Below are 26,753 nucleotides of genomic sequence, written 5' to 3'. Positions count from 1 at the left end.
GGCAGGAGCCGGTCGTGGCCGCGCGGGTGCTCTCGGCGCTCCGGCAGGATTGCACGGTGGAGGCCGGGAAGACTGAACGCTGGTTGATGCGCCCGGCGGCGCGACGGAAGATTCTCGCGGGCGATGTTTCCGTCGGCGAGGCCGAAACCCCCGTCGCCAACGCCCTCGCCGGGCGCGGAGCCTTTGCGCTCGAAGAGCTCGACCGGATGCTCGCCGGCGAGACCGCGCCCGAGGAACTCGAGGCGGCCGCGGTCGCGCTCGACCGCGCAGGGCCTTCGGCGCCGGGGTTCGACCGGCTCGACCGGCTTCGGGGCGCGTTGAACACCCGCCGCGCGCAGGCGCGGACGGACGCGCACCTTGCCGGCGGCTTTTTCGGTCGCGAGGCAGAGCTTGCGCGGCTGGCGGAGTGGATCGCCGCCCCGCAGTCCGGCCCGCCGATGCGCACCATCCATGTCTCCGGCCTGCCGGGGATCGGCAAGTCCTTCCTTCTCGAACGGGTCGTCCAGATGACCCGACTGAGCCTCGACCCGATCCTTGTCACGCTCGATTTCGATCGCGCAGGCCTCAACGTGCTCGAGGCGCACGGGTTCTTCGAGGAGATTTCGCGTCAGCTGGGTGACGCGGTGCCCGACGCGTCGGCGCAGCTTCGCGCCCTGCGGCTGAAAAGCGCGGAGCGGCGCGCGGCGGAAACCGGCACCACCGCCCGCTACAGTGTGCCGCGCGATCTCCTCGACGCGATGGCGGGCGCGGTAAAGGGGACCGGGCGCCACGTCCTCGTCGTGCTCGACACGCTCGAGGTCCTGCGCAGCCGCGGCGAAACCCAGGTGATGACGCTGTTCGACCGGATGGACTCGCTGGCCGAATACGGCGTCGCGCCGCTTGCGATCATCTCGGCTGGGCGGGGCGATGCGCTGGACCCGGTTCCCGAGCGGGTCGAGGACCGCATCCGCCTTGAGGGCATCGAAGACAGCGCGGCGCGTCTCCTTCTGTCTGCGCGGGGGGTGCCGGAACGGCTCTGGCCACGGATTCTGCCCCTCGCGCGCGGCAATCCGCTTCTTCTTACCCTCGCCGCCAAGGCGTTCGAGGACACGGCCTACGACGCGGGCGATATCCCGGCGGGGGCGAGCGAGGAAACCATCGGCGGCTATCTCTACCGAGCGATCCTGAGCCGCGTGCCGGAGCGCCTGCGTCGCATCGCCAACGAGGGGCTGATCCTGCGGGCGATCGACGCGGAGGCGCTGACCGGCGCGGTTGCCCCGGCACTCGGCCTCACTCTGACGGCAGAGGAGGCGCGGTCGGCGCTGACGGAGCTTGCCACGCATCACTGGCTGGTCGAGTCCGACGGCGCCGGGAAGGTCCGCCACCGGCAGGACGTGCGCCGGGCATTCCTGCCGCTGCTCTATGACGGCACCACCGAGACGCGCAGGGCCGCCGAGGCGATCAACCTTCGCGCCGCCGAGTGGTACGGGATGCGCGATCCGGCATCTGCGCTCTACCACCGCCTTCAGGCCACGCGCTTCGGTCACCCGATGCCGGGGGTGCCGGCAGAACTGGCCCGCGAGATCACGGGCCCGATCCTCGACGAGCTTCCGGCCCCGGCGCGGGATGCGGTTTTGCAGGCCCAGGGGCGGCGGTCGGGCTTCGCCCGGGCGGGCGCGCCCGAGGATGTCCCGAAGGACGTGGGCCTCGGCGAACTGCCCTTGCCCGCACCTCCCGGTGAAACGACCGATGTGCAGGTCGTCGGGGACGGGGCGGGCGCCCCCCTCGCCGATACCGAGGGACGGGCCAAGCGCGCCCAACCGGACGAGCGCGCCGTGCGCGACCTCGAACTGATGCTGGAAAAAGGCGATCTGCGCGAGGCAGGCCATGTCTTCAGCGCCGGGTTCGGCGGCGCCCTCGAAGCCGCCAGCCCCGGTGCCCTCGTGGCGCTCTGCTATCTCTGGCTGGCCGGACGCTGGGCCGCCGCCTTCGATCTATTCCGCGGGCTGCCGCGCTCCGCCATCGAACGGGCGCTGGAAGAAAGCCCGCATCTGCGCGGGCGAGTGCTGCTGGAGATGCAGGCCGAGGCGGCTTTCGGCAAGCTCTTGACCATGCTCGCCGACGTCAGGATCTTCGATCTCGCACGGCGGTCCCATGACGCCTCGCAGCGCACCGGGATGGTCGGCGGCGCGCTCGACTTCGCCTTTCTCGCCGCCAGCCAGACCGACGCCGTACTTCCGCGGCGGCTCGAACTTGCGCGCAGCCTCCTTGCTTCGGCCTACGGCGCCACAGACGGCGCGGGCGACGCCGATTACGCCCTCGGAGCGGCGCGATCGCTCCGGCAGGATTTCGGCCTCTTCCACGAGCCGCTCGAGGGAGGCGGTCCGGATGAGCGAAGACCGGCCGTGCAGGCCGGGATGCTGCAGGCGCTGAACCCCTACGGCGCCCCCCTTCACGCGATGGTCTCCGGCGCGCCGGAGGGCAGGATCGCCGCCTTTCTCGAAGGCCTGCGCCCCAGGCTGCCCGAGGCGGCCGCGCTCTTCACGCCCGACCTGCGCGGGACAGAGACGCTGCCCGACCGCCTCAGGGCCGGACCGCCCGATGTGGTCGCCGCGTTGACGGCGATGGGGCTCTGTGCGGACTGGTCATCTGCGCATGTCATCGGCCGCTCGCTCGCCGATCTCCGGCTCATCGCCACGTCCGCCGAACGCTGGCGGCGGACGGTCGCCGGTATGTGGTCCTACGGCGCCGGCTGCCCGGAGGGCTGGACCGGGCAGCCGAGCGAGGACCGGATGTCCGCCGCGCGGCTCGATCGCCTTGTCATCGCGCCCGATCCGGTCGCCGCGGCTCGCCGGCAGCTTGCATTCTGGCAGGGCGCTTCGGACCGGGCCGCGGGGCGCTTCGCGCGATGGGTGGCCGCTGCGCGGGCGCGGGGCGATGCCCGGATCGGCCGCCCGGGCGAGGCGCTGACGGCGCTCCTGGGAGTCGGCGCGCCAGGCGTGGTTGCGGTCCCGCTCGCGGTCCTGACGGCGCATGGCGTGTTCCTGCAAGCGAAGGGCCGCGGGCCGGATGGCGGCGCGGCCAACTGAAGGAGGGATCGGGATGGCACGAAGAACAAGCGAAGAGACGATGCGGCGGCTCGAACGACTGGTGGCGGATGGCGGGTTCGACAAGGCCCGCGGGGCGCTTGCCCGGCGCAACCCCGTCCTCGCCGAGTTCGGCTTCAGCCCCGAGGCGATCCGCGACGTTCTCGCCACGCCCCTTCCCGCGCTGGAGGCTAGCGGGGCGATGCCGCTGCCCGTGCTCGAGGCCATCGTCCGCGTGTCGGGACGCCCGCCCCTGGTCGTGCGCAACGGCATCGTGGAGGGCAAGACCACGCTCGGAGACGAGTTTCCGGCGGGCACGGACGCGAAGATCGCGGCAGTCGAGAAGTTCCTGCCGTCGGTCGGTCGGATCGAATTCGTCAATCACGACATGGCCTGGGGCGGCACCGGCTGGGTGGTGGGCGAGGACGGGCCGGGACACCTGCTGGTCGCCACGAACCGCCACGTCGCCCAGATCGTCGCGCGGCGGACCTTCCGCGGCGACGGGGTCTTCATGTTCAATCCGTACAACAACCAGCGCTACGGCGCCGCCATCGACTTCGGCGAAGAGGCGGAGGTGGAGCCGGACCCTGCGCGGGTGTTCGCGGTCGACCGCTTCAGCTACCTCGCCGACGACATCTCGGCCGACATCGCCATCGGGCGCATCCCGCGTCCCGCCGGCGGGGCGGGGATCGGCCTTCTGGACCTCGCCGATGCCGACGGCGCCGACGGCGAGATCGTGGGAGTCGTGGGCTACCCAGCCTCCGACCCCTATCGCAACGACCCGGACGACATGGAGCGCTATTTCAGGGGCCTCTACGACGTGAAGCGATTCTCGCCCGGCTATCTGAAGCTTGCACCGGGTGATGGCGCGGGGGTCCTCGGGCATGACTGCACGACCCTGGGCGGCAATTCCGGCTCGCCGTTGATCAGCCTAGAGTCGGGCAGGGTCGTGGGCCTGCATTTCGCGGGCAAGTACGGTGTCGGCAACAGCGCGGTCCGCATCAGCACGCTGAAGACCGTTCTGGCTGGGCTTGGCGGTGCGGTGCCCGGCGCGGCGCTGCCGGTGGTTGGCGGGGGAGAGGAAGCGCGGGACCGCAGCCATGCGGCCGACTTCTTTGCCGGGCGCGACGGCTATGACCCGGATTTCCTCGGCGACGCAACCGTTCCGCTGCCCGTCGTCCCCGCCGCGCTCGACCTTGCGCGGCCCTCGGACGCGACCGACGCGCGCCCGCACGAGCTGCGCTATGAGCACTTCGGCGTGCTCTTCAGCGCCCGGATGAAGGGCCCCGTGGTCGCCGCCCACAATCTCGACGCGTCCCGCTACCGGCCGTTGAAGCGCACGAACAGCACATGGTTCCACGACCTGCGCATCCCGCGCGAGGTCCAGCTGGACCGCGCGGACTATGCCGACGCAGCCATCGACCGGGGCCATATGGTGCGCCGGGCCGAGACCAACTGGGGCGACAGCGACACCGAGGCGCGGAGGGCCGACCTCGACAGCTTCCATTACACCAATGCGAGTCCCCAGCACGCCGGGCTGAATCGCAACGACGAGATGTGGCTGGGACTGGAGGATTACATCCTGACCAGCGCGGTCACCCACGGCTTTCGCGCGAATGTCTTCTCGGGCCCCGTCTATGCCGAAGACGATCCCGAGTTCGGAAGCAGCGGGGCGCCGCTTCCACTGAGCTTCTGGAAGGTCGTCTCGATGCTGGCTGCGGACGACGCGGGCAGCCGGAGGCTTCATGCCACGGCCTATGTCCTCAGCCAGGGTCAGCTCATCCAGCGGCTCCTCTCAGGGCAGCGGGTGGTGGAGGCGGCCGAGGGCTTCGTCTTCGGCGCCTACCGGACCTTTCAGGTCCGGGTGCGCGACCTCGCCGCGATGACAGGCTACGGCTTCGGCCCGCTCGCGGCCGCCGATCCGCTGGATCGGGCCGGGGAACGCGAGGCGCGGGGGCTGGGTGCGAAGCCGGTGGTGCTTGTGGACCGGTTCGACGCGGTCGTGCTCTGAGCGCCGTCACACCCCGAGGAGTATTGCGGCGACAGGGTGCGCAAGACCGGCCATTGCGATCGACAGTCCCATCGGGAAGCCGGCGCTGCCCGAGATCGACTTCCACCCGAGCCGCTGCGCGGCTGGCACGCGGCGGAGAAGGAGCACCATCGCGATCCCCGCCAGCATCGCCGCCGAGAACACGTAGGCAAAGAGCGCGAGCGTCGGCACGGGCACGAAAAGGACGAGCGCCGAAAGCATCTTCACGTCGCCGCCGCCGAAGAGGCCGAAGAGGTAGGTGATGAAGCCCGCCGCCAGGACCGCCGCCGCCACGGCCACCCTGGACCCGAGGTCGTCGGGCGGTGCCACGAAGGCCGTTGCCAGAAAGACACCGACCGCGAGAAGGCTGACGGCGTTCGGAATCCGCATCTGCCGCAGATCGCTCCAGGCGCCCCAGAGAAAGAGGGGCGCGACGAGGACAAGGGGCAGCAGGTCCACGCCGGCACCTCAGGCGCAGCGCAGGCCGGACTGCGCCGAGGCGTCGGGCTTCGACCGCAGAAGGGCGAAGACGAGCTCGGCCAGGCCGGAAGTCCCGGTCTTGGAAAAGATGCTGCGCAGATGCGACCGGACCGTGGCGTCCGACACCGCCAGTTCGTCGGATACGCCGTTCACCGAGAGACCGCGGCTGAGCAGAAGGCAAACCCGGAACTCCGCCCGGCTGAGCCTCGCCGGGTTCGACGGGCTGAGGATCATTGCGGCCGCCGGGCGGGCCGGGGCCGGCTCGGCAGTGGCACGGTGGTTCACGACCATGCGGGTGACGAGCCCGACCTGCCGGTTCGCCCAGGTTCGTGCCATCGTGGGCAGCACCGCGCCGAGCGCAGCCTGCGTGGCCGGGTCGAGCGCGGCGCGGAAATGCAGCTCGATGTGATCGCGCACGCCGGGACCGCCGGAAAGGACCAGCACCGCAAGCTCGCCCAGCCCACGGCGCGCTTGCCAGGCCTCGAGCGCCGGATCGGCGTCGTCGGCACCGTCGGCGTAGGAATGGAGCCAGACCGAGGCCGCACGCGGCCGGGCGATGTGGGGTCCGAAACGGCCGTCGGCGAAGGAGGCGGCGAGAGGCGAAGGGCTGCGCGCACCGTTCCGGTCCCAGAGGGCGATCCGCATGGGCCGGAAGTCGCTGAAATGCGTCCGGACCAGCATGCCCGCTTCGGCCCCGAGACCCGCCGCCAGGGCCGCGAAGGCATCCTCCAGCGGCAGATCCCCGTGCAGCGCATCGCACCAGTCGGCGATGGCTTCAACGACGCTCGCGTCGACAGACCGCGCCTGAACGGCCGGCGCCGTCATGCCTTCGATGTAAAGACGACCCATTTTTTCCCCAAGTCACCCACTTGAGCCCGCGATCACCGCCTGCAAGTTGCCGCGGTCACCCATGTCGCGGGCCTGGTACCAAACCTGCGGGCGGCACCCCTCGCCATGCCCGCGATAAAGAGGGTCGCGATCGTGGGCCGGTCTGTCAAACGATTGGGAGCGGGTACAGCGCGGAAGAAGGGAAATTCAACTATCGGTGGATTTATCCACAGGGCTTCCGACCATAGTCTGATGATATGCCGTAAATTGTTGAGGCACCGACGCATGGATCGCCTTCAACGGCGGGCTGGCACAATGCCGATTCCATGGCGCCGCGGCGATCCGACCTGCCCTGATTACCCCGCGATGTTGCGAAGGTAGCGGATCACGACAGGTCCGACCGTCAGAAGGACCAGAGCGGGCAGCATCATCGTCGCCATGACGCCGGACATGTACACGGGAAGCCGGTTGGCCTTTTCCTGGGCCCTGAGCTCCCGGGCGCGGCGCATCTCGGCAGCATAGGCGATGAGCGTGTCCGACATGCTGGTCCCGAAGCGCATGGATTGCAGAACGACATTGGCGAAGGCCGTCACCTCGTCCACGCCCATCCGCCCGGCCATGTCGACCAGCGCGCGTTCGCGCGTACGGCCGGCCTGGATTTCGTGCTGCACGGCAAGGAACTCCTCCGCGACGGCGGGGGCGCTGACCTTCATCTCGTTGCCGACGCGGATCATGGCGGCATCGAATCCGAGCCCCGCCTCGACGGATATCTGCAAAAGGTCGAGGGCGTTCGGGAACGCCTCCTCGATCGCCCGGCGCCTTTCTGCGGCACGGGACCGGAGCCAGAGGGCCGGGCCGAAGAACCCTAGCGCCACGATCGCGCTCAATATCTGGGCGAGCCGCGCCGAATCCAATCCGCCGAACAGCGCCACCAAGGGGTCGGGGGCTGCGACCGCCCCGGTCCGGATTGCCCAGATCGCGCCGACGAGAAGGCCTGGCAGCACCAGCCCGAGACCGAGGCGGATGAGGTAGAAGTTGCGTACCGCGTGGGGGCCGGGGAACCCGGCGAGCGAAAGCTGGCGCTCGACGTCGGACCTTTCCTTGGTGTCGGTCGGAATCAGCGTCTTCATCAGACCCTTCGGATCCTCGGCCCGATCCCTGAGGATGCCCGCGTCGGCCACCGCCGGCCGTCGCCGTCCCTGTGCCTCCATCCTCCGAAGGACCGGGTCCTTGCCGGAAAAGGCGCCGAAGAGCCCGAAGACGAGCAGCATGGCGCCGAGGCCGACGCCGAGGATGAACAGCGTCGCCGGCGGGACGCCGGCGGTCTCGATCTGGCCGAACAGGGCGTCAAACATGGGCTTCTCCTCAGAACCGGAAATTCACGAGCTTCCGCATCGCGAGGAAGTTCGCGACCACGAGCGTGCCGACGACGATGGCGAAGGGCTTGAAGAGCGGGTCGTCGCTGACGCCCGCGTAGTAGTCGGGCGAGGACACCATCGTGGACGTCAGGATGACGATGGGCAGGCTCGACAGGAAGACCGAGGTCAGCCGCCCCTCCGCGGAGATCGCCTTGATCCGCTGGCGCATCGTCAGCCGGTCGCGGATCACCTTCGAGAGCGTCATCAGCACCCGCGCGAGGTCGCCCCCGGTTCCGTGCTGGATTGCGATCGACACGGCGAGGTAGCGGGTATCCTCGAGGTCGGTGCGATCGGCGAAGTCCATCACCGCTTCGGGCAGATCCTCGCCGTAGGCGATCTGGTCGACGATGATGCCGAACTCCGTCGCCACCGGATCCTTCATGTCCTGGGCGACGGAGGCGATGGTGGCATTCAGCGGATGGCCCACCGTCAGCCCCCGCGCCATCAGGTCGAGGGCGTCGGGCAATTGCGCGACGAGCGCGTTCATCCGCTTCTTGCGGCGCGCGCGCACCCAGAGGAGCGGTGTCGCGACCGCGATCGCCACCGCGGCGAGGCCCGCGGCCAGCGGGTCCATGACGATCGACGCCGCGAGGCCGAGGATGACGGCGGCGCTTGCCGACAGGGTGACGAAAAGCTCGGGCCGGATCGTCATGCCCGCCCGCGCAAGTTCGGAGGGCAGCGTCCCGACAACGGGCAGTTGCGAAAGCCGCCAGGCGTCGTGCCGTGGCTTCAGGAGGCTCAGCCTCTCTTCCGTGGTCGCACCGGCGGCGACGAGCCGCATCCGGCGGTTGCGTGCCTCGGCCCGGCTTTCGCGGCGCGACAGGGTCTGCCGCAGCCCTTCGAAGGCCAGCAGCACGCCGATGAAGACACCGACATAGGCCAGGGCGCCAATCTCGAACTCCGGCAGCGGGATCATGCGCGCGCTCCTTCCGCCGAGAAGAGGTCGGGCCTCAGTTCGACGCCCGCCTGCACCAGACGGTCGTAGCACTGCGGCCGGATGCCGGTTGCGGTGAAGTGCCCCCGCACGCTGCCGTCCTCGCCGATGCCGGTCTTCCGGAAGACGAAGATATCCTGCATCGTGATCGTGCTACCCTCCATTCCGGTGATCTCGGCAATGCTCATCACGCGGCGCGAACCGTCACTGAGACGGTTGAGCTGGATCACGACGTTGAGGCCAGAGGCGATCTGTGAGCGGATGGCCGAAACCGGGAAGTCGAGCCCGATCATCGTCACCATCTGTTCGATGCGGCCGAGAGCGTCGCGTGCCGTATTGGCATGGACCGTCGTCATCGATCCCTCGTGCCCGGTGTTCATCGCCTGCAGCATGTCGAAGGTCTCCGCCCCGCGCACCTCGCCGACGATGATCCGGTCCGGCCGCATCCTGAGCGCGTTGCGTACGAGGTCGCGCTGGGTAACAGTGCCGGTGCCGGAGGGGCCCGCGGGGCGCGTCTCCAGCCGCACCACGTGGTCCTGCTGAAGCTGCAGCTCGGCCGCGTCCTCGATCGTCACGATCCGCTCGCGCGCCCCGATGTAGGACGACATGGCGTTGAGCATCGTCGTCTTGCCCGACCCGGTGCCGCCCGAGATGAGCACGTTCATCCGGGCCTGCACCAGCGCCTTGAGAAGCGCCGCCGCCTGATCGTTCAGCGTGCCGATCTCGACCAGACGTTCGAAGGTCAGGGGGTTGCGCGCGAACTTGCGGATCGACACCGACGGGCCGTCGATCGCGCAGGGGCGGATGATCGCGTTCACGCGGCTGCCGTCCTCGAGTCGCGCATCGACCCAGGGGCTCGACTCGTCCACCCGCCGGCCGACACGGCTGACGATCTTGTCGATAATGCGAAGAAGATGGCGCTCGTCGCGGAAACGCACCCTGGTCTTTTCGAGGACGCCGAAACGTTCGACATAGACGCTGCGGTGCGAGTTCACGAGGATGTCGTTCACGGTGGGATCGGCAAGCAGCGGTTCGAGCGGCCCGAAGCCCAGGACCTCGTCCAGGAGTTCGTCCACGAGCTTCTTGAACTCCTCCGTCCGCATCGGACGATTTTCGTCCGACAGGACCTGCGCGACGAGTGCCGCGACCTCGCGCCGGAGCTCGTCGGGCTGGACCTTGTCGATCACGGCGAGGTTGAGCCGGTCGAGGAGGATGTCGTGGAGGTGGCTCTTCAGTTCGAGCCGCATGACCAGTTCCTGGTCGAGGGGGTCGGCGGCCGCTGGCGAGGCGGTCAGCCGGGCGGTCTTGGCGCCCAGATCGACGACATTGGAGCCAGCGGGCTTTTCGGAACGGGTGAATTGCCTGAACACGATCCGGTTCTCCTACTTGGCGTATTTCTGGGCGGCGGCCGGAAGGGTCGCGCGGGTCGCGCGCGCGAGTGCCCGCATGGCCTTGCCGAGCGCGGATCGGGGCGCCGACTGCGAGAGGGGCTGGCCCCGGTCGGCCGCCACGGATGCGGCGCGCGGGTCGTGCGGCAGCCAGTGATCGAGCCGCCGGTCGAGTGCCTTGGCCGCTTCGCGCTGGAGCTTCGAGCGGAAGAGCGGCTTGCGCTGGTGGTTCACGACGATCTCGACGGGCAGGGCCGGATTGTCCTGCGTCAGGAAGTCGATCAGCCGGCGGCAATGCCGGATTGACGGCACCGAAATGTCGGTGACGATCAGCATTTCGTCGGCCCGCTCGATCACCGGCTCGATCCAGCCGACCAGCGCGCGGGGCAGGTCCACCACGACGAAGTCGCAACTCTGGCGCAGGCAGTCGAGCATCGCGGCGACCTGCTCGGGCCGCAGAGCGTCGAGCGGCGCGAATCTCGCGGGTGCGGCGAGGACCGCGAGGCCGTTCGGCAGGCTGGCCATCGACTGGTCGAGGAAGGTGGCATCGGGGATCGTGCCGTCCATGGCGAGCTTCAGGAGCGTGTCCTGCTCGGCAAGGTCGAGGAACGAGCCGACGGTGCCGAACTGAAGGTCGAGATCGACGAGCGCAACCTTCGGTCGCGGGTCCGAGCGCTTCAGCCCCGCGCCCGTTGCCAACTGGTCGGCGAGGTTGACCGCCACCGTGGTCGATCCGATCCCCCCGCGTGCCTGGGCGACCGCGATGATCCGCCCCGCGCGCCCCGGAGCGCCGGCATGGGCGCGCCCTTTCCCCGCCGTCCGGCCGTCCGTCGGCAAGGGCAGGACCTCGTCCACCCCGGCGTCCGTAAGCGCTCGGGCCTGCGCCAGCGAGATGGCGCCATCGGCGAGAGCGACAAGCTTCGTCTGCCCGCGCCGATGTGCCACGAGGTCGCGGACCGCGGCGAGATCGGCCTCATCGTTCGGGTCGGTCTGGAAAAGGATCACGTCGTAGGTCGCCATGGCCTCGACAGCATGGCCGTTCAGCCCGGCCAGGGTCGCGGTGCGCCGGTCCACCCGAATGCCGGCATCGCCGGCGAAGGACGCCGCGATGGCTTCCGATACGCGGGGCTCCGGCGCGATCACGAGCAGGGATTTCGCAGCGTCGGTCATCTCGTCATCCTTTCGGCGGTCCACCCGCGACAATCATCCGTTCTCGCCAAGGTTCAGGTCCTCTGCCGGCAACGACATGCTCATCGCCGGGAAGGGCACGCCCCAGCCGGGACCGCCCGGCACCGCGCCTTGCGCGAGGGCGGCGAGGTTGCCGAGCGGGGTCACGAAGGCGAAGTTCAGGTTGGTGAGCTCGACCGTGACGACCGGCACGTAGGGCCCGCCGAGGAAGTTCAGATCGGGGTCGAATTCGTAGCGGAAGGTGAGGTTGGCCACGCTCGATCCAGTCGGCATCAGGGGCGCGATCGCGGTCCAGATCTCGTTCGCGGTGGCATTGCCTGCCGCTCCCGGGCAGGCGATTGTCGCCGTCGCCACGCAGACCGTCGCTCCGGCCGAGCAGGGCGTGCCGAACCGCGGCGGGATCGTGCCAACCGGTGTCGCGCCCCGCGCGGTGCTGGCCGGTACGCCCGGGCAGGCGGCCGGGCGTACAACGGCGATCCGGCTCGCGATCTGCATCGCCTTGTCGGCCATGACGAACTCCGCCCCCATCCGGCCGAAGTCGATCAGCCCGAAGAACAGGAGCAGGAAGAGCGGGATCACGAAGGCAAGCTCCACCAGGGTCGTACCCGACTCGTCGGCCCAGAAGCGCCGCAGGATATGAATGAGGCCCCTCATGTCCCGAATACCTTCGCGCGGTCGGTGACCGTGGTCGTGAGCGTGGCCGAGGGGCCTGCCCCGAAGAGCGTGAAGAGGCCGCGGAAGGGGAAGGCGATCTCCACCACCGCGCTCACCGTGGCGACCGGGGCGGGGCTCACGCGGTAGGCCCCGGCGACGCCGACACAGGCGAGCGAGGGCGTGACAGAGGTGACGGTGACGGACGGGGCGAAGACCGCGCTTCCCGTCGTGCTCTGTCCGACGATGGAGGCGAGCTTCGGCGCGAAGCCGGTCACGCTTCCGCCAGCCGTGCAGATGTTCCCCGGCACGACCCGGGAGAGGTAGCGGGTTGCGTCGCGGACCCCGCCGATCGCGCTCTGGTAGGCGATCATCATGCGGCTGCCCTCGACGATCACGGCGAAGACCAGGAGCATCATCGGCAGCACCAGGGCGAACTCGACGAGCGCGGCGCCGTCGTCGGTCCTGGCGAAGGCGCGGAGCCTGGAGTTGAGCGGATGCTTCGGGCTGCGGGTCACGGGCATCACCTGTAAAGCTGCACGACATCGTGGATGATGCCGGCCGAGCCGCCGCTGCCCGTGTTGCCGCCGGCCGAGCCGATGATCTCGGCGTAGATGTCGAGCCCGTTGGTCGAGCCGTTGTCCACCACCGGCTCGGTGATGAACATCTTGACGAACTGGTGCACGGGCACGGCGGTCGCGCGGCCGGCGATCGGGTTCGCCGTGCAGTCGATCCCGGCCGCGATGATGACGCGCCGCTCGGGGTCGGGGTCCTGGTGAGGCGAGCACATCGGCCGGCCGGTCTCGGACAGTCCGTTCAGGATCGGAGTGCTGGACGTGGTGCCACCGGCGGCGGCGATCTCGGCCAGGTAGTATTCATAGCGCGTCCCGGCGCCGGGATGCGGGTCGGTGCCGCCATAGTTTGCCGTGACGTAAGCCATGCGACCGGCCGACCAGTTGCCGTCGCCATAGGGCGCGCAGCCGGGGAAGCAGTCGTCACGCGGGACGGCCTTCGTGTCGGGCGTGGCCTGCGGGTTGTTCCAGTTGCAGGCGCCGCCGCTTTTCGGCTCCAAGCCCTTGATGACGTTCGCCGCCGGCGCGTAGATCGGGTTGTTCTTCTCGTTCTTCATCGCGCCCGACCACATGTCGAAGCGGGTGTTGAGCGCGTCATTGGTGATGCCGACCTTCTGGCCCGGTTCCGTGTTCACGCCACGCTGGGCGAAGCATTGGGTGATGCTGCCGACGGCCCCGAGGACGCAGCGCAGCGTCGGCCCCGTGCCGCCCACGCCGGCACAGTTGCCGGTCGAGTCGAGGGCGAGCGTCGAGGGTTCGAGGAAGCCGAAGTTGCCCGGCCCCCAGGCCGCGCCCTGGCCGCCCGAGCGCAGCCGGATCATGTCGCCCACGGTGGCCGGGTTCGAGGCGTCGAAGCTCGGGCCGGGGATGCAGAACATCATCGGGGTGATGTCGCAGGCATACTGGGTGAAGCCCGCCACGGCAGAGGCGCTGGTCGCCGGCGTGGCCATCGCCCCGCCGGTCAGAACCGACAGGACCGAGCCGAACGAGAAGTTGACGGTCTGCTGGTTGACGATCACGCTGGCATAGATCGCATCCTCGGGAACTGTCGTCTGGCCGGGGGCGAGGCTGCCCGTGTCGCTTGCGGGAAGCGAGTCGTAAAAGCCGATCGCGTAGTCGGCCCCGCCGCCGAGCGCCCGCGACCCGCTGCCGAAGGTCTGGCTGTCGGTGACGAAGTTCGCCGCCGCGGCGGTGGCGCGGGTGATCGCGTCGCTCCGCCCGTCAAGCTCACCCGCTGCAGCGAGTGCGACATGGTCGGCGTAGGACTGAAGCTCGGACTGGGTGGCGGCGAGACGGCCGATGTCGAACGACAGCGCCACCATGCCGAGGAGCATGACCAGCGCCATCGCCCAGAAGACCAGGATCGTGCCGGCCTCGTCCCGGCCGAAGGTGCGGAGGGTTCTGCCGATCATCATGGTCCGAAGCTCCGCCCCTCACTCGACTTCCACGACCTCGACCGCGTTGGCGCGGCGGACCCGCACCGTCGGCTTGGCCACGGTCGGTTCCTCCACCGGCGACTGTTCGCGCAGGATGTCGGAGAGACGGATGGACTCGAGCGGCTTGTCCTCGGCATTGTCGAGCGAACGGAGCGACAGGCTCAGCGTTCCCGCCTTCTGGGCAAGCGCCAGCGTCTGGCTCTGCTCGGGCGTGACCTCGACGGTGACCGTGCGCGCGACCTGCGGAAGATCGGTCTGCTGGTCGGCCTGCTGGTCGACGCCGAGCACGCGGATGTTCTGAAGGATGGTGACGGCGCGAAGGGTCTGGTCGCGGCCCTGGGTCAGCACGATGTCGACGCTGTCCCCCGGAGTCACGAAGCCGCCGACGGCGGTTTCGGCATCGACCCGGATGGCCATGGCGCGGCTGTTCTCGCCGAGGCTCTGCACGATCGTGACCTTCTCGCCGAAGTTCGAGACCTTGGACGCCAGGATGAGTTCGCCCTGCGCGATCTCGTGCGTGGCGCGGCGCGGCTGCATGCCGGGCTGGGCGACGAGCGCGTTGAGGTCCGTGATCGCCCCCGGCGGAAGGGCGGCGCGCGGCCAGGACAGGACCTGCAGCATCTGCGGCTGGATCGGCTGGCCGAAGGGAATGTCGCGCCCGGCCACGACGACGGTCACAAGGGCGGCGGCGGGGTCGGTGGCGGCCACCGCGCGGCTCTGGTCGAGGTATTCGCGCGCACCGTAGGCCGAGCCCCCGGCGACGGCGATGCCGAGCATGGCGACGAGAACGGAACGTATGCCCACGAGCGTTTCCTCCGGCTGAGACGGCCGCCGACGGGCGGCCGGTTGGTGCCTGTTCCGCGACGGGGCAGCCCCTCCCCGCCGCGGAACAGGAATGTTTCGCTGTCTTGTGCGTCAGCAGCCGCCGGTGCCGACGGTCCCGGTGGTGTTCATGACGTTGCAGGCGGCGTCCATCTGGCCTTCGACGTCCTGCGCGAGCAGGCTCAGCGTCGAGGTGCCGACGACGACGGCGAGCACCAGCGCGATGCCGTATTCGACCAGCGTCACGCCTTCTTCGTCGTGGCGGAACGAGCGGAGTTTCTTCATCAGGGTTGCGCGCATTTCGTTCTCCTCAAATGCGGTCAGGTTTTCCGGGCAGGCCCCGGGGGTCAGAGAGAGACGAACCGGAAGGCAGGCTTGCGGCTCCCCCTCAGCATTGGGGCGCAAATGTGGCGGCGCATCGTCTGAAACGATGAGAGTTTCGCGGAGAGGTTGTATTTTCACCGGCCGGGGCGGCAATTGCGGCGGAACTGCGGCGGTCTGGCCGGCGGGCGTCAGTCCTGCGGGTCGCGCTTCACGCGGAAGACCGCGAGGTAGAGCGCCGGCACGAAGACCAGCGTGATTACCGTGCCGGCGATGATCCCGCCCATCATCGCATAGGCCATCGGCCCCCAGAAGATCTGCCGCGAGATCGGGATGAGCGCGAGGCTCGCCGCCGCCGCGGTCAGGAGGATCGGCCGGGCGCGGGCGTCGGAGGCCTCGAAGACGGCATCCCAGGCGCTGCGGCCCTTTGCCCGCAGGACCTCGATCTCGTCCACGAGGATGATCGAGTTGCGGATGAGGATTCCGATGAGCGCAAGCACGCCGAGGATCGCCACGAAGCCGAGAGGGGCGCCGGAAGGGACGAGCGCCGCGACAACCCCGATGAGGCCCAGCGGCGCGGCGCAGAGCACGACGAAGGCGAGCCGGAAGCCCTGCACCTGCACCATGATCAGGGTCAGCATGATGAGGATCATCAGGGGCACGACCGCGACGATGGGCGCCTGGCTCTTGGCGCTTTCGGCGACGGTGCCGCCGACCTCGACGTGGAGGCCCGCGGGGAGGCTTGCCGCGAAAGCGTCGATGCGGGGCTGAAGCGCCTTCACGATCGTGTCGGGCTGATCCTTCGTGGTGATCGCCGCCTTCACCGTGATCGTCGGCATCCGGTCGCGCTGGTGGATCACCGGCTGTTCGGTGCCGTAGTCGAAGGTGGCGACGCTCCGCAGCGGGATCGTCACGCTGCCGCTGCCCGAAAGCTGGAGCCCGGCGAGTTCCTCGACCGAGGTGCGCGATCGTTCGTCGCCGCGCGTGACGATATCGACGAGATAGGCCGCATCGCGCAGTTGCGTGACCGTCCTGCCATCGTAGATCGTGCTGAGGGCGGCGGCGATGTCGCTCGGGCTGATGCCGAGTTGCCGGGCCTTGTCCTGGAGGACATTGACCCGGACGACCCGCGCCGGCTCGTTCCAGTCCATCACGATGTTTGCGAGCCTTTGGTCGGTGGCCATCGCGGCGGCAAGATCTCGCGCCCTGTCGCGCAGCACGTCGATGTCGGGACCGCTCAGCCGGTACTGCACCGGCCGTCCGACCGGCGGACCGATGTCGAGAAGCTTGATGTAGATGTCGATGCCGGGGAAGTCGCGCGCCGCGATCTCTCGCAGTTCGGCCCGGAGCGCGTTGCGGGCCTCCACCGAGGGCGTCTGGATCACGATCTGTCCCATGTTGGGGCCGGGCGTCGGCACGTCGTAGGCCAGAAGGAACCGTGGCGCGCCGCGGCCGACGTAGGCGGCCCAGAAGAGCGCCTTGTCGTTGCCTGCCAGGTAGCTCTCCATCCGCGCCATCTGGTCCGAGGTTTCGGAGATCGCGGTGTTCTGCGGCAGGGCGAAATCGATGACCAACTCGGGCCGGTCGGAGTTGGGAAAGAACTGGTTCTCTACGAAGCGCATGCTCCAGATCGACACCGCGAAGGCCGCGAGGGTCAGTGCGATCGTCGCCCAGCGGAAGCGCATCGCTAGCCGAAGCATGCGGTGAAACGCGCGCCGCACCCGCCCCGGCCCATGGTCGTGGTGGGCCAGCTTCGCGGGCAGGAACGTGACCCCCAGCAGCGGCGCGAACAGCACCGCGACGATCCACGAGACGATGAGCGAGACGGCGATCACCACGAAGAGCGAAAAGACGAACTCGCCCGCCGCCGAATCGTTGAGCCCGACGGGAATGAAACCGGCAATGGTCACGAGCGTGCCGGTGAGCATCGGAAAGGCGATGGAGGTCCAGGCATGGGACGCGGCGGCAGTCAGCGTCGCGCCCTTTTCCAGCCGGGCAACCATCGTCTCGATGGCGATCATCGCGTCGTCGACGAGGAGTCCGAGCGCGATGATCAGCGCGCCGAGCGAGATGCGCTGGAGCGTGAACCCCGCATAATCCATGACGACGAAGGTGATGGCGAGCACGAGCGGGATCGTCAGCGTGACGACAAGCCCCGCGCGAACCCCGAGCGAGATGAAGCTGACCGCAAGCACGATCAGCACTGCCTCGAGCAGCGCCTGGAGGAAGTGGCCCACCGCCTCGTCGACGACATGGGGCTGGTTGGCAACCTGATGGATCTCGATCCCGACGGGCAAATCTGCCTGCGCCTGCGCGATGACCGCGTCGAGCGCGGTGCCGAAGTGGATGATGTTGGACCCTGCCTTCATCCCGACCGAAAGGCCCACGGCAGCGGCGCCGCGGAAACGGAAGAGGCTGGAGGGCGGGTCCTGATAGGTGCGGCGAATGTCGGCCACGTCCGAGAGGCGGAAGAACCGGTCGCCAACGCGCAGGTTGATCGCCTCGAGGCTTTCGGTCCCGGAGAACTGCCCGCCGATGCGGACGAGCACCTGCTCGGGTCCGGCGTCGATCACGCCGGAGGGCAGGATGGCGTTCTGTGCCGCGAGCGTGGCCATCACGGCCTGCTGGTTGAGCCCGAGTGCCGCAAGCTTCTCGGTCGAGAACTCGAGATAGATCACCTCCTCCTGGGTGCCGAAGATCTCAACCTTGCCTGCGTCCGGAAGGGCCTGCACCGCACGGCGGACGTTCTCGACGTAGTCGCGCACCTCGCGCGGGGTGAAGCCATCGGCGGTGAAGGCGTAGATGTTGCCGAAGACGTCGCCGAAGTTGTCGTTGAACTGGAAGCCCGCGAACTCGGCCGGGAACTCCGGCCGGATGTCGGCCATCATGTTGCGCACCCGCTGCCAGATCAGCGGCAGCCTATCCGGCTTCGTGGTCGGCAGAAGCTCCACATAGACGATGGTCTGGCCCGGGGCCGTCACCGAGCGGGTATGGTCCAGCTCGTCCAAATCCTCGAGCTTCTTCTCGATCCGGTCGGTGACCTGGGCCAGCGTCTCGGCGGTGGTGGCGCCGGGAAGGGCGGCCGAGATGATCATCGTCTTGATCGCGAAGTTCGGATCTTCCTCGCGCCCGATCGAGACATAGGAAAGGACGCCCGCGACAAGCGAGACGATCATCAGGAACCAGACGAAGGACCGGTGCTTGATCGCCCAGTCCGAGAGGTTGAAGCCGCTCATTCCGTCACGCGCGGGCCGACCGGCTGCCCGTCCTCAAGCGAGTGGATGCCCTTGGTCACGACCTCGTCCCCGGCGTTCAGGCCCGAGGCGACGACGACGAAGTCGCCGACCGCGGGGCCGAGCGTGACCGGGCGCCGCTCGACGCGGCGGTCTGCGCCCGCGACGACCCAGACCGCAGGGGTGGCATCAGCATCGAGGATCGCCGCGGCGAGCAGCGCAACGCCGGCGTCCGCCTCGGCAGCGCGCGTCACCCGGACGAGCGCGCCGAGGCGAAACTCCATGGCGGCGTTCTGAAGCGTCAAGTGCGCCGTGCGCGTCCGCGTGGCCGCGAAGGCAACCGGGTCGATCCGGTTCAGCGTGGCATCGGCCGCGACCTCGGGGTTGGCGACGAGTCGCACGACGAAGCGGGTGCCAAGGGGATGGGCGGCCACATCCTGTTCCGTCAGGTCGATGGCGACCTCGCGCTCGTCGGTCGCCGCAAGCCGGAGGACCGGCTGGCCTGCCGCGACCGTCGCGCCCGGTTCCGCCGAGACGGAGGTGACGACACCGTCCTGCGGCGCCGTCAACGTGGCGAGGCCCAGCATGTCCCGCGCGCGCGCCACGTCCGCCTGCGCCTGCTCCAGCCGCGCCGCGGCGGCGACGCGGGCGCGCTCTGCATCGTCGAGCCGGGTCGCGCTTCCGACGCCGCGGCGGGCGAGAACCTCTGCCCGGTCGCGTGCATCGGTGGCGGAGCGCAGCTGCGCCTCGGCCACGGTCACGCCGGCCTCGGCCGCGCGCAGCGCCGCGTCGAGGTCCTCGGGGTCGAGGCGGGCCAGCACCTCTCCCCTCGCCACCGTGTCCCCGGCCGAGACCGGCCGTTCGGCGATGGAGCCGGCAAGGGGAAAGCCGAGGTCGGCTTCGATCTTTGCCGTGACCGTGCCGACGAAGGTCACCGGCAGCCCGGATTCGGGGTTCACGATGACCGACACGACGGGTCGGGGCGTCGAAGTTCCGGGCGCGGGCGTGTCGGCGGCGACCGCGACGGTGGCGAATGCAGAGATTGCCGCGATCAGGATGAGGCGTGTCATTTCACCTCCTCCGCCGCGCGCACGACGCGGCCGGGATAGAGAAGCTGCGCCCCCCTTGCGACGATGAGCGTGCCGTCGGCTATCCCCGAGGCGACGACGATCCGGCCCGTCTCGTAGCGTTCGATCCTGATCGGCAGCGATGAGACCGCCATCGTCGCGGGATCGACCTGCCAGACGGCGGGCCCCTCCGCGGTCGCCGATATGGCGGTGTAGGGCAGGATCACGCGGGCCGGCTCCGGCAGCGCGACGGTACCGCGCACCGCCTCGCCGAAGGCGAGCCCCGCGGGTGGGTCGGTGACGGCGACCTTCACCGTGACGGTGCCGGTCGAGGCGTCAACGACCGGGGAAATCTCCGCGACACTGCCGGAAAAGAGCACATCCGGTCGCTCGATGAGCGCGAGCGTGACCGGCGGCAGCGCTGCGGTCAGAGTCAGCATCACCTCGGGCACGGCGAAGACGGCGTCGAGCCCTGCGCCGAGAGCGAGTTCCACCACCGGCTGGGCCGCGCCGACGATCTGCCCGGGTTCGGCCATCCGCCGGGTGACGGTCGCTGCCTCTGGCGCGACGAGGACCGTGTCCGCCAGAGCCTTCTCGGCCCGGTCGTGGGTCGCCTGCGCCTCCGCCAGCGCCCCTTCGGCGATGCGCAGCGCGTCCTCGGCCCCGTCGCGCGCGATGCGCGTGGTGGCGCCCCGTTCCAGCAGTGCGTCCTGACGGTCGAGGTCTTCGGCAGCCTGCCGGTAGTCGGCCGTCGCGGTCTGCATCCGCGCCCGCGCGCTGCGGAGCGCCTGTTCCTGCTGCACCGAGTCCATCCGGGCCAGCACGGCGCCCTTGGCCACCTTCTCGCCCTCCTCCACCATCACGTCCGTGAGCCGCCCGCCGGCAGAAAAGGACGCGCTCAGCGGATCCCGCGCGCGGATCTCGCCGGTGAGCGACCGGCTCACGGTCTGGCCCTCGGGATGGGCCGCGACGATTTCGACGACGAGCGGCGGCTCGCCGGCTGCGGGCAGCGCCAGCGCGAGGAGCACGGAAAGCGGCAGGGTCAGGCGAACCAAGGGCGACCTTCTCCTCGTCGCGGACGGTAACCCGGGGGAATCGGGCACGTTGAGACGGTATCACCTAACGCGGCTGGGTCGAGATGTGTCGCATCGTTTTTCCCCCCGGCGGACGCTGCGGCAATCGCCGCGCGGCGCGCCCGCCCATTCTCCTGTTGACAGGAGACCGGCCGCGAAGCTGAGGTGGCGGCAACCGGGGATCTCGGGCCGGCGGGCGTGACGCCCTTCCCGGCAGACCGGGCAACAGGGAGACGACGAGATGAGATTCGCAAAACTCACGCTTTCGGCCGCGATGGCCCTGGTGCTCGGCACCGATGCGACGATGGCGCAGAACGACTGCGCGGCAGGAAAGACGCTGAAGGACGGCGTCCTGACGATTGCGACGGGCAATCCGGCCTACTTCCCCTGGGTAATCGACAACGACCCGACTTCGGGCAAGGGGTTCGAGGCGGCGGTCGCCTACGAGGTCGCCAAGCGCATGGGCTTCCCGGCCGACAAGGTGGAGTGGACCTCCACGACCTTCGATCAGGCGATCCAGCCGGGGCCGAAGGAATTCGACTTCAACCTTCAGCAATATTCGATCACGCCCGAGCGTGACCAGACGATCGACTTCTCCGAACCCTATTACAACGCGGCGCAGGCGGTGCTGGTGCGCAAGCCCACGGTGGATGCCGGCGCCAAGCCGGAACTCGCGTCGCTCAAGGCGCTGAAATGGGGCCTCGCGGCCGGCACCACCGCGCCCGCGCTCATCGCGACGCTGGTCGGGCCTGAGAGCGAGGCCATGCTCTACGAGGATACCGCCGACGTGTCCGAGGCCCTGAAGGCCGGGCAGATCGACGCCACGCTGATGGACCTGCCCTCGGCGCTCTATACCGCCGCGGTCGTGCTCGATGACGGCGTGGTGCTGGGCCAGTTTCCTGCCGGCGATACGCCCGCCGACAGTTTCGGCCTGGTCTTCGAGGAGGGCAACGCGCTGAGGGATTGCGCCAACGCAGCGCTCGCCGAGATGACGGCGGACGGCGCGCTGGCCGCGATCGAGGCCGAATGGCTGGCAGAGGCGACCGGGGCGCCTGTCATCCAGTAAGCCCATACGATGACGCATGGGGATCATGGCGCAGGCGGCCAGCCAGCGGCCGTCCGGCGGCCGACGCGGCGCGAGCTGCGCGAAGCGCGGATGCGGCGGCGGAGCGTGTTCATCGCCACCGCGAGCACCGCACTGGTGGTCGCGGCCATCGTCCTCCTGGTGCCGCTGGCACCGGGGTGGGAGCGGGTGCAGAAGGCCTTCTTCAACGGCGAGGTCTTCTGGAAGACCTTCCCGGGGCTTGTGAGGGCGTTCCTGGTGGACATCATGATCTTCGCCTGGTGCGCGCCGATGATCGCCTTCCTCGGCCTTCTCGTCGCGCTGGCCCGCGATGCCCGTTCGCCCGCCCTCTTCCCGCTCCGGCTCTTCGGGATGATCTACAACGACGTCTTCCGCGGCGTGCCGGTGATCCTCGTCATCTACCTCGTCGGGTTCGGCATCCCCGGGCTCGGCCTGCCGCGGCCCTGGAACAGCCCCTACATATGGGGCACGGTCGCCGTCGTCCTCACCTATTCCGCCTATGTGGCCGAGGTCTACCGGACGGGGATCGAGTCCATCCACGAAAGCCAGCGCGCCGCGGCAACCTCGCTCGGCCTTTCGCATTGGGACGTGATGCGCTTCGTCATCCTGCCGCAGGCGATCCGCCGCGTGATCCCGGCCAACATGAACCTGCTGATCGCGCTGCAGAAGGACGTGGCGCTTCTGTCGTTCATCGGGCCGGTTGAACTGCTCAGACAGGCCGGTGTGTACAAGTCGCTGCTGGCGAACTTCACCCCCTACCTCGGCGCCGCGCTGATCTTCCTTGCCGTAACGGTGCCCGCGACGCGCTGGGTGGACCGGCTGATCGCGCGTCAGAACGCGGCGCGGAGCTGACGCATGGCGAAGCTGAGCGTCAGGGATGTCTGGAAGAGCTTCGGCGCGCACGAGGTGCTGCGCGGCCTCAGCCTGGATATCGAAGCGGGCCAGATGGTCTGCCTCATCGGCGCGTCGGGGTCGGGCAAATCCACGCTCCTGCGCTGCCTGAACCTGCTGGAGCCCGTCGACGATGGCGCGATCCTGCTCGACGGGCGGGACATCACCGATCCCGACCTCGACCCCCAGCCGGTCCGCCAGCGCATCGGCATGGTGTTCCAGAGCTTCAACCTCTTTCCGCACATGACGGCGGTGGAAAACGTCCTGCTCGCGCCGCGCCGCATCCGGAGGAAGAGCCGCTCGGAACTTCTGCCGGAGGCCGAGGCGCTCTTTGCCCGCTTCGGCCTTGCCGACCGGATGAGCCACTATCCCGACCAGTTGTCGGGGGGGCAGCAGCAACGCGTGGCGATCATCCGGGCGCTGGCCATGCGGCCGGAGGTGATGCTCTTCGACGAGGTGACCTCGGCGCTCGATCCCGCGCTCGTGGGCGAAGTGCTGGACGTGCTCAGGGCGCTGAAGGCAGAGGGCATGACCATGGTGCTTGCGACGCACGAGATGGCCTTCGCCCGCGAAGCCGCCGACAAGGTCTGTTTCCTCGACGACGGCCGGATCCTTGAGGAGGGACCGCCATCGGCAATCTTCTCCGCCCCGCGCGAGGACCGGACCCGCGCCTTCCTCGCCCGCGTTCTGTGACGAAAGCCCGCGGCCGGTCTCCTTGCTGTTGCGCAGGCAGGGTGCCAAGGTTCCCGCAAAGGGTGAGGCACAGATGACACTCGGCTCGGTCTCGGCGGCGGTTTCCTATTTGCACGACAGGGCGGGTCTTGCGCCGGAGACCGCGCTCGTCCTCGGCTCGGGCCTCGGTCCGCTCGCCGAGGAGGTGGAGGGTATCGCGGTTCCCTATGCCGATATCCCGGGCTTCCCCGTCTCCACCGCGCCGGGCCATGCGGGCCGGCTGATCCTCGGCCGAGCCTTCGGGCGCGCCTGCGCCGTCATGCAGGGCCGCGTCCACATGTACGAAGGCTATTCGCCGCAGGAGGTTGCGTTTCCGATCCGCGTCATGGCGGCGCTCGGCGCGCGGACGCTTGTCCTGACCAATGCCGCCGGCGGGATGCACCCGGAGGACCGGGTGGGCGACCTCGTGGTGATCGAGGATCACCTCTCGCTCGCCGTCGCTTCCGGCCTCGATCCCTTGCGCGGCCCGAACGACCCGGCTACGGGCCCCCGTTTCGTCTCGATGAACCGGGCCTACGACCCCGACCTCGTGGCGCTGGCCGAAGCGCTTGGAGGGCTCAGGCGCGGCACCTACGCCCATGTCGTCGGCCCGAGCTTCGAGCCGCCTGCGCTGATCCGGCTTCTGAAGCTTGCCGGTTGCGACCTCGTCGGGATGTCGACCGTGCCGGAGGTCATCGCGGCACGGCATCTGGGACTCCGCGTGCTTGCGATCTCTGCCGTGACGAACATCGCGGTCGACAGCGTGGCGAGCCCGCATGTCACGACCGAGGCCGAGGTCTGGGAGGCGGTGAAGACCGTGCAGCCGAAACTCCTCGCGCTGATGCGCGACCTGATCCCCGCCCTGTCGGAGGTCCGCGGATGACCGCATTTCCCGCCCGTTGCGACACGCTTGTCACCAACGGCCATGTGCTCACGATGGACGACGCCTTCACCGCCATCCGCGACGGCGCGGTGGCGATTTCCAAAGGCCGGATCGCAGCCATCGGCCCGATGGCGGAGGCGGCAGGCGTCGCGGCGCGCGCGGTCATCGACGCCCGGGGCGGGATCGTCCTGCCCGGCTTCGTCAACACCCATTGCCACGCCGCGATGGTCCTTTTCCGCGGCCTCGCCGACGACCGGCCGCTCGACGGCTTCCTCAAGGCAGTCTGGGCCGCCGAGGCCGCCCATGTCACGCCCGAGACGGTGCGCGCGGGCGCGGCGCTGGGCCTCGCCGAGATGGCGCTGGGTGGGGTGACGCACGTCGTGGACATGTATTTCCATCCCGACGCGACCGTGGATGCCGCCCGCCACGTCGGCATCGGCCTGACCGCGGGCCCCGTGTTCATCGGCTTCGACGGCATCGACCACCTGCCCTGGCCCGAGCGGCTGCGCTTTGCCGAGGCCTTCGTCACCCGCCATCGCGGAACCGAGGGGCTGGACCTGATGCTGATGCCGCATTCGGCCTACACGCTCGACGCGGCACAGCTCGCCGAGGTGACGGCGCTTTCCGAACGGCTCGGCGTGCCCGTCCACATCCACGCAGCCGAGGCGCCCTCGGAAATGGCCCTCGTCGCGGCGCGGCACGGCACGACGCCCGTCCGCGCGCTCGACCGGGCCGGGATGATCCGGCCGGGGACGCTCCTGGCCCATGCGGTGCACCTCGACGACGCGGAGATCGCGCTTCTGGCCGAGCGCGGCGTCGCCATGGCGCATTGCCCATTGTCGAACGCCAAGCTCGCCTCCGGCGCCGCGCGGCTATGCGACCTGAGGTCCGCGGGGGCAGTCACCTCCCTCGGCACCGATGGCGCGGCGAGCGGGAATGACCTCGACATGTTCCGCACGATGCGGCTTGCTGCGCAGATGGCGATCCTCGCCTCGGGCGCGCCCGACGCCCTGCCTGCGCGCGATGTCGTTGCCATGGCCACGCGCGAGGGCGCTCGCGCGGCAGGGCTCGGCGCCCGCAAGGGACGACTGACCGCAGGGATGGACGCCGACCTGATCGTGGTCGATCTCTCGTCGCCGCACCTGATTCCCTCCTACGATCCCTATTCGAGCCTCGTCTATGCGGCAGGGCGGTCGGACGTGGCCCATGTCATGGCGCGGGGGCGTCCGATCGTTGCGGACAGGCGGATTGTCGCCGATGTTACCTCGGACATCGCCGCCGTGCGCGCCGTCGCGTCCAGCATTTCGGCAAGTGCGCTAAGGGCCTAGTCCAGGGTCGCAGGGCTACTGCCGATTGTGGTCTGCTCGATGCGGACACGAACAATTTGCGACCATGCGTTTGAATGTTGCGGCGCGGAAGCTTAATATGTCTGCATACGGGTGGGGCGCCGAGGGGTGTCGGTGTTCCACAAGCCGGGTGTTCTGGCTGGCCTGGGTCGTTCGGACCCTCTTTTGCTGCCGTCGAGAGGGTGGGGCCAATGGATAGGGTGGCGACAGACGTCGCGAAGCCGCCTGTTGGCGGCGGGGAATTGCCGAGCTTTGAAGAGCTTCTGGCGAAGGGGTCATTCCATGCCCGGCTCGCACGCGCGCGCGCCGAACGCGAGAAGGTGCTGGCGGAAGCCGGTGACGACGGCTTCATCCTCGACACGCGCCGGAAGCCCTGGGAAAAGCAGGATGCGGCAGGGAACGACGGCGGACCTCCGACCCGGGTGCTTGACGCCACGGTCGCGACGGAGGCCCGGCGATCCGTTGTCACGCCGTTGCGGCCCGAAAGGCGCCGACACGCCGTGGGCGAACGCGGCAACAGGCAGACTGCGGAGGTCCTGCTGCTCAGGCCGAACGCCGCCGTAAAGGTGGTCGCTCTGAAACCGGACTCGTCCAGATTCACACAAGCACCGCGACCGGGGGCTGCAACCGCGGCGAAGCAGGTGGCGGTACCTGTGCGGCAGGTGCTGCCCAACCCCGCGCCGATGCTCACGCCGTCACGCCTCCGCCGTGTCTTCATGGTCGGCAGCGGGTTCGCAGCCGGACTGTTGCTTGGCGTCGCGGCTGCCGCGCTTGCGCCGCTTGTTTGGGCCACGGTGATGCCGGTGCCTGTGCCGCCGCCGGTGACCGCCGCAGCCGATCCACAGCCCCTCGCATTTCCTCCGGTTCCAGCCGCGCCGGCCGGGGGCATCGCCGTGGCTTCGGCGTCGGCGCCGGTGAGCAGGACCGAACCGCCGCTGCCGATGGGCGCGGCGTCCCCCGACGCACCACCGGCAATTCCCTCGACCGTGTCCGGGCTGGCGATCGCGTCCGGCCCGGCGCAGCCCTCGCCGCCGGCCGCGGCGGAGAGGCTGGCTTCACTGCCCGCGCCTGCGCGGCTTTCCGCCGCTCCCTCCTCATCGGCGGCGGTGCTCCATCCGACGGGTTCGCCGGACGCGGCACCGGTCTTCGAAAGGCCGGCCGGACGGCCGACGGCCCCGGCCGGCCGGTCCACGATTGCCGCGCTCAACCCGCGACTGGACGCAGGATCTACGGATGCGCCCCCGATGGCCCTGCCGTTCGCGCCGCCGGACGACTCCGCCCTGGTCCGCCTGGCCATCGCCACCGCTGCCGATGCGCCGCCCGGCCCGCCGGA

The 26,753-nt window shown here is 69.5% G+C and carries 21 protein-coding genes and 1 pseudogene; 8 read left to right on the top strand and 14 right to left on the bottom strand.

All coding sequences use genetic code 11. The features are described from left to right. Both ACMUOO_RS09170 and ACMUOO_RS09165 read left to right on the top strand, forming a co-directional pair. The coding region (locus ACMUOO_RS09170; RefSeq protein ID WP_413855051.1) for an ATP-binding protein at positions 1-3,068 on the top strand (3,068 nt) is incomplete at its 5' end. 13 nt (positions 3,069-3,081) lie between these two features. After that, entirely contained in the window at positions 3,082-5,076 is a 1,995-nt protein-coding gene (locus ACMUOO_RS09165) for a DNA/RNA non-specific endonuclease (RefSeq protein WP_301918338.1), read from the top strand. Between the two features lie 6 nt (positions 5,077-5,082). Here the strand turns inward: ACMUOO_RS09165 and ACMUOO_RS09160 are convergent, their stop codons facing one another. The 14 genes from ACMUOO_RS09160 to ACMUOO_RS09095 form a co-directional block, all read right to left on the bottom strand. Continuing rightward, a complete protein-coding gene (locus ACMUOO_RS09160; protein WP_301918339.1) occupies positions 5,083-5,553 on the bottom strand; it encodes a prepilin peptidase in 471 nt (156 codons plus the stop codon). A 9-nt stretch (positions 5,554-5,562) separates the two neighbouring features. After that, positions 5,563-6,423 carry a helix-turn-helix transcriptional regulator gene (locus ACMUOO_RS09155; protein WP_301918340.1) on the bottom strand — a complete coding sequence of 287 codons (861 nt, stop codon included), beginning with the start codon at positions 6,421-6,423 and terminating at the stop codon, positions 5,563-5,565. A 335-nt stretch (positions 6,424-6,758) separates the two neighbouring features. Continuing rightward, positions 6,759-7,757, bottom strand: a complete 999-nt coding sequence (locus ACMUOO_RS09150) for a type II secretion system F family protein (RefSeq protein WP_301918341.1) — start codon at positions 7,755-7,757, stop codon at positions 6,759-6,761. A gap of 10 nt (positions 7,758-7,767) precedes the next feature. After that, the gene (locus ACMUOO_RS09145) at positions 7,768-8,736 is read right to left on the bottom strand and encodes a type II secretion system F family protein (RefSeq protein WP_301918342.1); all 969 of its coding nucleotides are present in this window, start codon (positions 8,734-8,736) and stop codon (positions 7,768-7,770) included. After that, complete coding sequence (locus ACMUOO_RS09140) at positions 8,733-10,124, bottom strand: CpaF family protein (protein WP_301918343.1); 1,392 nt, start codon at positions 10,122-10,124, stop codon at positions 8,733-8,735. Before ACMUOO_RS09140 ends, ACMUOO_RS09145 begins: the two co-directional genes overlap by 4 nt. 12 nt (positions 10,125-10,136) lie before the next feature. Beyond that, a complete protein-coding gene (locus tag ACMUOO_RS09135) occupies positions 10,137-11,312 on the bottom strand; it encodes an AAA family ATPase (RefSeq protein WP_301918344.1) in 1,176 nt (391 codons plus the stop codon). Positions 11,313-11,345: 33 nt separating this feature from the next. After that, positions 11,346-11,984, bottom strand: coding sequence for a TadE/TadG family type IV pilus assembly protein (locus ACMUOO_RS09130; RefSeq protein WP_301918345.1), 639 nt, complete (start codon positions 11,982-11,984; stop codon positions 11,346-11,348). Continuing rightward, a complete protein-coding gene (locus tag ACMUOO_RS09125; protein WP_301918346.1) occupies positions 11,981-12,499 on the bottom strand; it encodes a TadE/TadG family type IV pilus assembly protein in 519 nt (172 codons plus the stop codon). Before ACMUOO_RS09125 ends, ACMUOO_RS09130 begins: the two co-directional genes overlap by 4 nt. A gap of 5 nt (positions 12,500-12,504) precedes the next feature. Beyond that, complete coding sequence (locus ACMUOO_RS09120; protein ID WP_301918347.1) at positions 12,505-13,968, bottom strand: pilus assembly protein TadG-related protein; 1,464 nt, start codon at positions 13,966-13,968, stop codon at positions 12,505-12,507. Between the two features lie 18 nt (positions 13,969-13,986). Beyond that, positions 13,987-14,793, bottom strand: a complete 807-nt coding sequence (gene cpaB, locus ACMUOO_RS09115; protein ID WP_301918348.1) for a Flp pilus assembly protein CpaB — start codon at positions 14,791-14,793, stop codon at positions 13,987-13,989. Positions 14,794-14,904: 111 nt separating this feature from the next. Further along, positions 14,905-15,111, bottom strand: a complete 207-nt coding sequence (locus tag ACMUOO_RS09110; protein WP_301918349.1) for a Flp family type IVb pilin — start codon at positions 15,109-15,111, stop codon at positions 14,905-14,907. A 212-nt stretch (positions 15,112-15,323) separates the two neighbouring features. Next, complete coding sequence (locus tag ACMUOO_RS09105; RefSeq protein WP_301918350.1) at positions 15,324-18,368, bottom strand: efflux RND transporter permease subunit; 3,045 nt, start codon at positions 18,366-18,368, stop codon at positions 15,324-15,326. Then, the gene (locus ACMUOO_RS09100; RefSeq protein ID WP_301918351.1) at positions 18,365-19,435 is read right to left on the bottom strand and encodes an efflux RND transporter periplasmic adaptor subunit; all 1,071 of its coding nucleotides are present in this window, start codon (positions 19,433-19,435) and stop codon (positions 18,365-18,367) included. The genes ACMUOO_RS09105 and ACMUOO_RS09100 overlap by 4 nt, the downstream gene beginning before the upstream one ends. Beyond that, the gene (locus tag ACMUOO_RS09095) at positions 19,432-20,487 is read right to left on the bottom strand and encodes an efflux RND transporter periplasmic adaptor subunit (protein ID WP_301918352.1); all 1,056 of its coding nucleotides are present in this window, start codon (positions 20,485-20,487) and stop codon (positions 19,432-19,434) included. Before ACMUOO_RS09095 ends, ACMUOO_RS09100 begins: the two co-directional genes overlap by 4 nt. Before the next feature lie 259 nt (positions 20,488-20,746). Between ACMUOO_RS09095 and ACMUOO_RS09090 the strand changes: the two genes are divergently transcribed. The 6 genes and pseudogenes from ACMUOO_RS09090 to ACMUOO_RS09065 all read left to right on the top strand — a co-directional run. After that, complete coding sequence (locus ACMUOO_RS09090) at positions 20,747-21,571, top strand: ABC transporter substrate-binding protein (RefSeq protein ID WP_301918353.1); 825 nt, start codon at positions 20,747-20,749, stop codon at positions 21,569-21,571. Positions 21,572-21,580: 9 nt separating this feature from the next. After that, positions 21,581-22,441, top strand: a complete 861-nt coding sequence (locus ACMUOO_RS09085) for an amino acid ABC transporter permease (protein ID WP_301918354.1) — start codon at positions 21,581-21,583, stop codon at positions 22,439-22,441. Between the two features lie 3 nt (positions 22,442-22,444). Continuing rightward, a complete protein-coding gene (locus ACMUOO_RS09080; protein ID WP_301918355.1) occupies positions 22,445-23,173 on the top strand; it encodes an amino acid ABC transporter ATP-binding protein in 729 nt (242 codons plus the stop codon). Positions 23,174-23,246: 73 nt separating this feature from the next. Further along, positions 23,247-24,074 carry a purine-nucleoside phosphorylase gene (locus tag ACMUOO_RS09075; protein ID WP_301918356.1) on the top strand — a complete coding sequence of 276 codons (828 nt, stop codon included), beginning with the start codon at positions 23,247-23,249 and terminating at the stop codon, positions 24,072-24,074. Then, entirely contained in the window at positions 24,071-25,402 is a 1,332-nt protein-coding gene (locus tag ACMUOO_RS09070) for an amidohydrolase (protein WP_301918357.1), read from the top strand. Before ACMUOO_RS09075 ends, ACMUOO_RS09070 begins: the two co-directional genes overlap by 4 nt. Positions 25,403-25,611: 209 nt before the next feature. Further along, positions 25,612-26,753: pseudogene (locus ACMUOO_RS09065) on the top strand (hypothetical protein); the annotation flags it as partial.

It is taken from the genome of Albidovulum sp. (genome assembly GCF_041919395.1).
In the GTDB taxonomy this organism is placed as follows: domain Bacteria; phylum Pseudomonadota; class Alphaproteobacteria; order Rhodobacterales; family Rhodobacteraceae; genus Albidovulum.
Note: the sequence above shows the minus strand (reverse complement) of the source record. Positions and strands in the feature narration are given on the sequence as shown.